This window comes from Hoylesella shahii (assembly GCF_937990675.1).
In the GTDB taxonomy this organism is placed as follows: Bacteria; Bacteroidota; Bacteroidia; order Bacteroidales; family Bacteroidaceae; genus Prevotella; species Prevotella shahii.
Map to the genome: position 1 here is coordinate 1 of NZ_CALKQY010000006.1, position 7,087 is coordinate 7,087.

Below are 7,087 nucleotides of genomic sequence, written 5' to 3' on the forward strand. Positions count from 1 at the left end.
TTTGCTTCAGGATAACTTCGTTCCTGAAAGCGGATGCAAAGGTATAAAGAAAATCTATACCAACAAAGCTTTTGCAAAAAAAACTCTCAAACCACCCTTATATTTAACATTTAAAAACACATTTATAAACATCATTCCATTACACCTCTTATATAATGGGCAAAAAATAACTATAGGACTATTTCAACCAAATCGGTAATTAGAGCACAAAGTTTCCAAAATTCTTGTTTTCTGTATTGTTTCCAAACGTTTTTATTTTCTTGTCGGCATCTAGTCGGTCTTTGCGACTTGACGTAGCCCGCTCCGCCTGCGTTACAAAGACAGGCAAGCTGCTCGACAATAAAACAAAATCTGTTTAGGCTCTAATGAGTTATTTGGGTTAAATATATCACTTTTGCAGCATTGTTGGTCTATTATGGCCGTCAGGAGGCCCTTACTTAGCTAAAGGCAGTTACGTTCTACGCCAGTTTGGGTACAAATTCAACCCAAACTGGCGTAGATATAGTAGCAAGAAATTTGCGTTAGTCGGCTTCAAGTGCACTTCAACACATTTAGCCATACCCTACCCTATCTAGGATTGGGCAACATATCCTTATTAAATCGCAGTGGACGAGCAGGAATAGGCAGAGCCCAGCGCGGGTCGTTTGGCGGAAGCGTCAGAACTTTTCCGTCAACAACATGCGTAATAGTTTTTGCGAATCGCGAATCAAGGTTCAACCTTTTTAAGTCGATGAACCTAGTAAGTCCTGTTAATGCAAACTCCCGTCTACGTTCATCGAGTACCAGTTTCAAAGCCTCGTCTTTATTTGCAGCAACGAGAGGAGTATTACCCACAATTCTATTGTCGCGCAATTTGTTTAGCAAATTCATTGCCCGACCAACGCTCCCCACCCTAGCTTCGCATTCGGCAGCAATAAGGTACATTTCAGGAGTAGTAACGCCCAAGTTTTGTTCAAACCAAGGTCTCCACAAAGGTTTTTCGAACACAGTGCTGTAGATGCTATCTCCGAAGAAGAGTTGGCGTCGCATGTCGTTTGCAGTGAACAAAGCCATCAATTCGTCGCTACCAAAGACTTCATCACTCAAGCCATAAACATACGGCGAAAGTCGTATTAGCACATTTTCTTTATTATCATCTTTACTAGGAACATCCGTTCTGCCGATAAACCCATGATAATCCACAACCTGACATGTACTTAAGTCTAACAAGAAATCGTTCTTAGCCAGCACACTATCAGCACATTCCAAAGCCTCTTTATACTTACCTTGGTACAGATACAATCTAGCCAGTACGCCTCTTGCACCCGACTTTGTGAATTTAAACACATTAGGCACAGCCTTATAAGGAAGGTCATTCACAGCCGTTTTAAGGTCGTCCTCAGCCAAATCATAGATTTGAGCCACCGTAGCACGTTTCAAATTAGTCTGCGTGATATCGTCTTCCGTAATCAAGGGTACCCCTAAGTCAGTTTGAGCCGTTGTAGGGTCGTAATGTTTACCATAAACACTTACTAGATTAAGGTATTCTAATGCCCGTTCTGCCAGTGCCGTTGCCCTAATAGCGCGTTTACGTTCATCCGTTCCATGCGTAGCATTCATCACGCGATTAATCACAACATTGCTATAAAAGATGCGTTGATATGCAGCTATCCAGAGGGCATCGCTAACACTTTCACCGAACACATCTTTATCAAAGGTATATAATCGTTGTATATATCGTTCTTTTACATTGAGTCCAGGCACCATATCATTGTCAGCCACGTCAGGAAGATACACATCATCAGTGAGATACAACGGATAAGTTTCTCCACCTTTCATCAAGTCGGGAAAATTCAAGATATAGGCATAATCGTCTACGGTTTGTGGAATAGCTTCTCCTTTCGGTTCGATGTCGAGGAAATCGCTACAAGCCATATTGAGTGTGACGAGTGCCACACCTAGTGCAGCATTTATAAATAACCTTTTCATTGTTGTGCGAGTTTAGAAGTTAGCAGATATACCCAAAGTCCAGGTTGCCGGCATGCGTGGAACTCTTTTTCCCCATCCATAGCCATATTCGCCCATTGCTTCAGGGTCGAATCCCTTATTATTGGCATGCCAAGTAAGCAAGTTTTGGGCTTGCAGAGTAAGAGCAAGAGATGTAAGCCCCAAGTGCGAGATAAGTCGTTTAGAGAAGTTATAAGTTAGCGACACATCGCGTAGTTTTATAAAGTCACCCTTTTGCACATGTTTATCTGCGGCATACCACGGATGTTGGTCTTCAGCCATATCGAGATACGAGCCAGCAATACCAGGAGTTGTCTCAGGGTTTAGCTCGTCTCCAGGTTTTTTCCAGAGGTTGAGTGTTTCTTTAGCGATGTTAGATCCAGTGGGGAACATGAGGAACTGTGCAGCTTCTCCACGGAACACATGTCCGCCATAATACACGAACATAAAAGAGAGTTCAAAGTTACGATAGCTAATCGTATTTGTAAGCGACCCAGTATAAACAGGTGTTGTTGTGCCCGAGAATTCCAAATCGTCTACATTGCTAACGCTTTGATCTTTTTCTTTTCCTCCATCCACATAGTACTGTGGCCTACCAGTATCATTCAATCCAGCATATTTATAGCTAAAAAGAGCATTAATAGGGTATCCCATCACATTGGCATGTCCACTAGAATAAGCATGCACGGTTGTTTCGGAGTCTTCCACATCCACAAGTTTATTCTTATTATAGCTAAAGTTGAGCGAGGTATCCCACTTAAAGTTAGGTGTTACCACGTTTGTACTACCCAACGCCAGTTCAACACCGCGGTTATACATTGAGCCATAGTTTAGCAAAACCTTTTCCCATCCCAGCGTATAGTCACTAGTTCTATAAGCCAAGAGGTCTGTTGTGTTTTTGTTATAAAACTCCAAGCTACCCCAAAGTCTGTTATTGAGCACAGCAAAGTCGACGCCCACATTCAAAGTAGCCGTTTTTTCCCATCTCAACGATTTGTTTGGTGGGTTTTTAATTTCAGCAAAGAAGTCCTTAGACCAGTCGGTATATGCAGCTTCTCTAATGGTAAGGAAAGGTCCTCCGTTTTTAGGAACATTACCACCAATACCATAGGTTAGTCTCAATGTCAAGTTATTCAGCCAATCGGCGCGTCCTGCCATAAAGTGTTCGTTGCTTAAGTGCCAACTAGCTCCCAGCGACCAAAGCGGTCGATACTGATATTTAGGGTCGGTTCCAAAGAGATTAGACTGGTCGATACGAATACTTCCAGTAAAGTCGTATCTATTGTCGTAAGCATAAGAAGCATTAGCATAGAAAGCCACAAAACGGTTATCGAACTCACTTACATAATTATCTTGGAGCGGGTCCCATTCGGTGAAATAGCCCGAGAGCGACTGAGTACCTTGCAAGTCGAAAAACATAAGCGTGTTAACTGGTTTATATCCCAGCGTTTGGTCGTCGTAGCCCACATAGTTCACGCTTGTTGCCCTTTCAAGTTCTTGTCTGCGTTCTGCACCAGCGATAGCAGTAACATAGTGTTTACCTATCTCTTTAGCAAAGTTAAGCTGCGTTCTAAAGGTGTACGAAGGATTATCGCCTCGTTTTTCAACCAGCATACCACCAGCGGGTATATTCAATTTCAGTTCCTTGTTAGCCACGTTGTACTGAGCAGCATCGTTGATGAGATGACGCATTTTATACGAATACTTTGTTGCCACCGACCTATCGCGATAGTAACTCTTCTCCGTTTGATACCTCACATCAAGATTAAGCCAAGGTGCAAAAATCACATTAAAGCCCAACTGCATGCGGTAATAGCTGCTATTATTTTCGAAGAACTCTTCTTGTCTATTCGTTATCGGACTATAATGTTCGTCGTTCAGGCCTATTCCCATCAGTCGTTGCATTTCGTATTCCGATTTGCGATGTTTAATATGCAATGGTCGTCCATCAGCATCTTGCAACATATAATAAGAAGGCATACCCAGGTACGACCCTTCGAACGAGCCTGCGCCAGCATCTCCCTTACCACGTGTGAAGTTTGCAGCCAAAGAGAGGTCGGTTTTGAGCCACTTAAAAAACTTCATCTCGTCTCGCAAGGTGAAGCCATAGTTAGAAGAGCTAACATACTTAGCCGTTGGAGTCACTCCAGCATAATTAAGCGTAAGGGCATAAGAGTTGAACTCGTTTCCGCCGGTAATGCTAACATTGTGTTGATGTTCCACTCCGGTGCGTCGATAAAAGCGGTCTAGCTGGTCGCGATTATCCAGATTGCGAAACACATCCAGTTCTTTTTCCATTTGCGCATCATCAATCATGCCAGCTCGATGCTTCAGCAACACTTCCCAAAGAGGGTTATGGTCTTCGCGTTTGTTAAGGTCGTTATAAGTACCCTGCACATATTTAAAGCTCCATTTTTGGAAATCCACCAGTTCTTTACTATCCATCAGGTTAAGATAGCCCATGTCGGCCTTTGGTGTAAACTTCACGTTGGCGTCATACCTCACGTTCACTTTACCAGCGCCATTTCCCGAAATGGTGGTAATCACAATAACACCATTGGCTGCCCTTGCACCATATATAGATGCAGCAGCTGCATCTTTTAGCAGCGTAACACTGCGAATAGTGGCAGGGTTGATGCTAGCCAGCGAGCCTTCAAAGGGCATACCGTCTACAACGATTAGGGGTTCGTATCCCGAGGCACCATTTCTCAATGTAGTTATACCACGAACAAAGAAGTTGTTTGTACCCAACACGGTAAGTCCAGGCGCAGCGCCCTCCAGTCGTTGCATGATATTAGACTGCAGTTTGCCTTTCAGTTTTTCAGGTGTAATAAGCGAGAACGAGCCAGTAGCTCTCTCTTTAGAGAGCGTTTGATACCCCGTTACAATTACATCCGAAAGCGAATGCTGGTCGGACTCCATTACCAGATTGAGTTTCTTTTTTGCTCCGATAATCACAGTTAATGGTTTCATGCCTACAAAGGTAGCAACCATTGTCTTTTCCTTATCGGTTAAGGGGATATCAAAATATCCATCGCTATCGGTTACTCCCACTCGCGCACTTTCTTTAAATGCGATAGCCACTCCCGGCAAGCCCTCTCCCGTGTCGTCAACGATGCGTCCCGAGATACGGCGTTGCACCTGTTTCGAGTTTTGTTGCACTAGTGCGGAGTTGTCTTCAGGCACTGAAGCGTTAACCTTCAGCGCATACGGATTTGCAAGCGTGCATGCCAAAATGCAGCAAACGCGCAACCACTTGCCTTTCTTAAGACTTAGTGGCGATGGTGTCTTGGTGCGGATAGATTTCATCTTTATCAAGATTAGCATTACGGTCTTTAGTCTCTTTGGCAAAGGTTGTAGCACTCCTCCAAAAGGTAATATGCCACTCCTTCACCTTAATCATATAAACAGCCCCCAAATATCTCATTAGTGGGCGTCTTTATAGATAACGCAAAGTTAATTCTTTTCTTTTTATTTGCAAAGAAAGAACAAAAAACTTTTAGTTTCTAGTGCATTTTTTTTCATCTATAAACAAATATATGCGTATTTATACTTTGTGCAACCCAACAAACGTGGAAATATGAGCTAGCAAAGCCCAACATTTATGACCAAGAAAAAACTACTATTAAGTATATTATTCCCCTTTCTTTTCTTGGTTCTCGCAGATTAGCATGCAGTAATCAACATTCTTCGCCACTCGTATTTTATATAGATATTGCCAACCATACGCGCAACAACTACAAATACCACACAGTTCAGAGCAAAAAAACAGCGAAACCTTCAAAAACAAATCAATGCCCTTAGACAGAAAAACAATCAGGAAACTAAATTTCAACCCAAAGAAAAATCCAACAAAACAATCTAATACTTTTGTACCTATTATGCCTGTTTTCCATTTATAGAGTTGACTCCACAGACTTCTCATTTCAATATCGCACCATTATTATTTATCCCAAACTTTTATTTATTTGTTTCAAAATACATATCTTTGCATTCGGCAATATATCATTAAACTATCCATTAAGTATTGCTCCTGCAAAAGAGTTGTATACCAATTTGAGCCAAATACCCGTAAAAAGAATTGCTCATGCAGAAGTGCTTTTGGCAGGAAGGCTTGGCAATACTTGGGGTGGCATGATTATTACTAAAAACTAAGTTGTACAATAGTAATTTAACAAAATAATAAAATGAAGAAATCAATCTTATTCTTAATCGCAGCATTTGCAATATGCTGCAATATATACTCACAGCATGCTGTGAAGTCGCTTTCATTGCAACCCAAAATAGGTGTAGGCCTATCGAAATTAACCTACCATTACAACTCAGATTTCAGACCGGGCATTGTAGTTGGCTTTGAAACAGAATACCAGGTTAAACCCAAGTTAGGTTTATCGGTTGGTTTGCTTTATTCTCAACAAGGTTCAAAATACACGCTTGGAGAAGAGAACCACCATTATGAATACAACTATTTCAACATCCCAGTGTTGACCAATTTCTATGTAGCAAAGAACTTGGCCTTGAAAGTGGGCTTACAACTTGGGTTAAAGAGCAGTAGTAAAGATTATCTGTCAATGAATGGTTGGGAAACTTCTCAAGTTAACGACAATATTAAATCTGTGGACGTGGCTATCCCTCTGGGTATTTCTTACGAAATGGGCAAGTTTGTAGCGGATGCACGCTATAATTTCGGCCTTACCGAAGTGAGGTTGCGTTCGCAATTTAGTGTTTTCCAATTCACAGTGGGCTATCGGTTCGACTTGATAAAAGGTAGAAAGTAATTATCGTAGCACCTAACTATGGTTGACTACACGTTTGCGAATGATGCATTTGCCCATTCGCGATTATTTATAAAAGATGAGCTCAGAGAATATAACAAGTAATACAACAAGTAATACAAGACGAAATATTTAGTAAAATATAGCTTAAAATCCCAAAATCCATTTACAAGTGGGTTTTGGGATAGTTTTTTTAAAGTAATCTACAAAAGGCTGTATGTAGATTTCGTACTGACCTATTCCTAACTCTTGATTTAAGCTCTTTTGTCGTTCCTTGAAAAGTGCGTTTTGCCTTTCCACTTCGCCCAAAGCTCCGTGTTGGCGAT

5 protein-coding genes are annotated in these 7,087 nt (G+C 41.6%); 2 read left to right on the forward strand and 3 right to left on the reverse strand.

The genetic code is table 11. The features are described from left to right. The coding region (locus QME03_RS00910) for a hypothetical protein (RefSeq protein WP_281723162.1) at window positions 1–199 on the forward strand (199 nt) is incomplete at its 5' end. Window positions 200–567: 368 nt separating this feature from the next. Here the strand turns inward: QME03_RS00910 and QME03_RS00915 are convergent. Genes QME03_RS00915 through QME03_RS00925 form a run of 3 tightly spaced genes read right to left on the reverse strand, consistent with a single transcriptional unit; the run spans window position 568 to window position 5,413 of the window. After that, complete coding sequence (locus QME03_RS00915; protein WP_274947535.1) at window positions 568–1,968, reverse strand: RagB/SusD family nutrient uptake outer membrane protein; 1,401 nt, start codon at window positions 1,966–1,968, stop codon at window positions 568–570. Window positions 1,969–1,980: 12 nt separating this feature from the next. Continuing rightward, on the reverse strand, window positions 1,981–5,295 hold the full coding sequence (locus QME03_RS00920) for a SusC/RagA family TonB-linked outer membrane protein (protein ID WP_273149061.1): 3,315 nt from the start codon (window positions 5,293–5,295) through the stop codon (window positions 1,981–1,983). Then, entirely contained in the window at window positions 5,252–5,413 is a 162-nt protein-coding gene (locus QME03_RS00925) for a hypothetical protein (RefSeq protein ID WP_281723163.1), read from the reverse strand. Before QME03_RS00925 ends, QME03_RS00920 begins: the two co-directional genes overlap by 44 nt. Before the next feature lie 760 nt (window positions 5,414–6,173). On the opposite strand from QME03_RS00925, the gene QME03_RS00930 reads away from it, so the two are divergent. Continuing rightward, window positions 6,174–6,764: a porin family protein gene (locus QME03_RS00930; RefSeq protein WP_025817684.1), complete on the forward strand. Its 591-nt coding sequence runs from the start codon at window positions 6,174–6,176 to the stop codon at window positions 6,762–6,764. The last annotated feature ends 323 nt before the right edge of the window (window positions 6,765–7,087 follow it).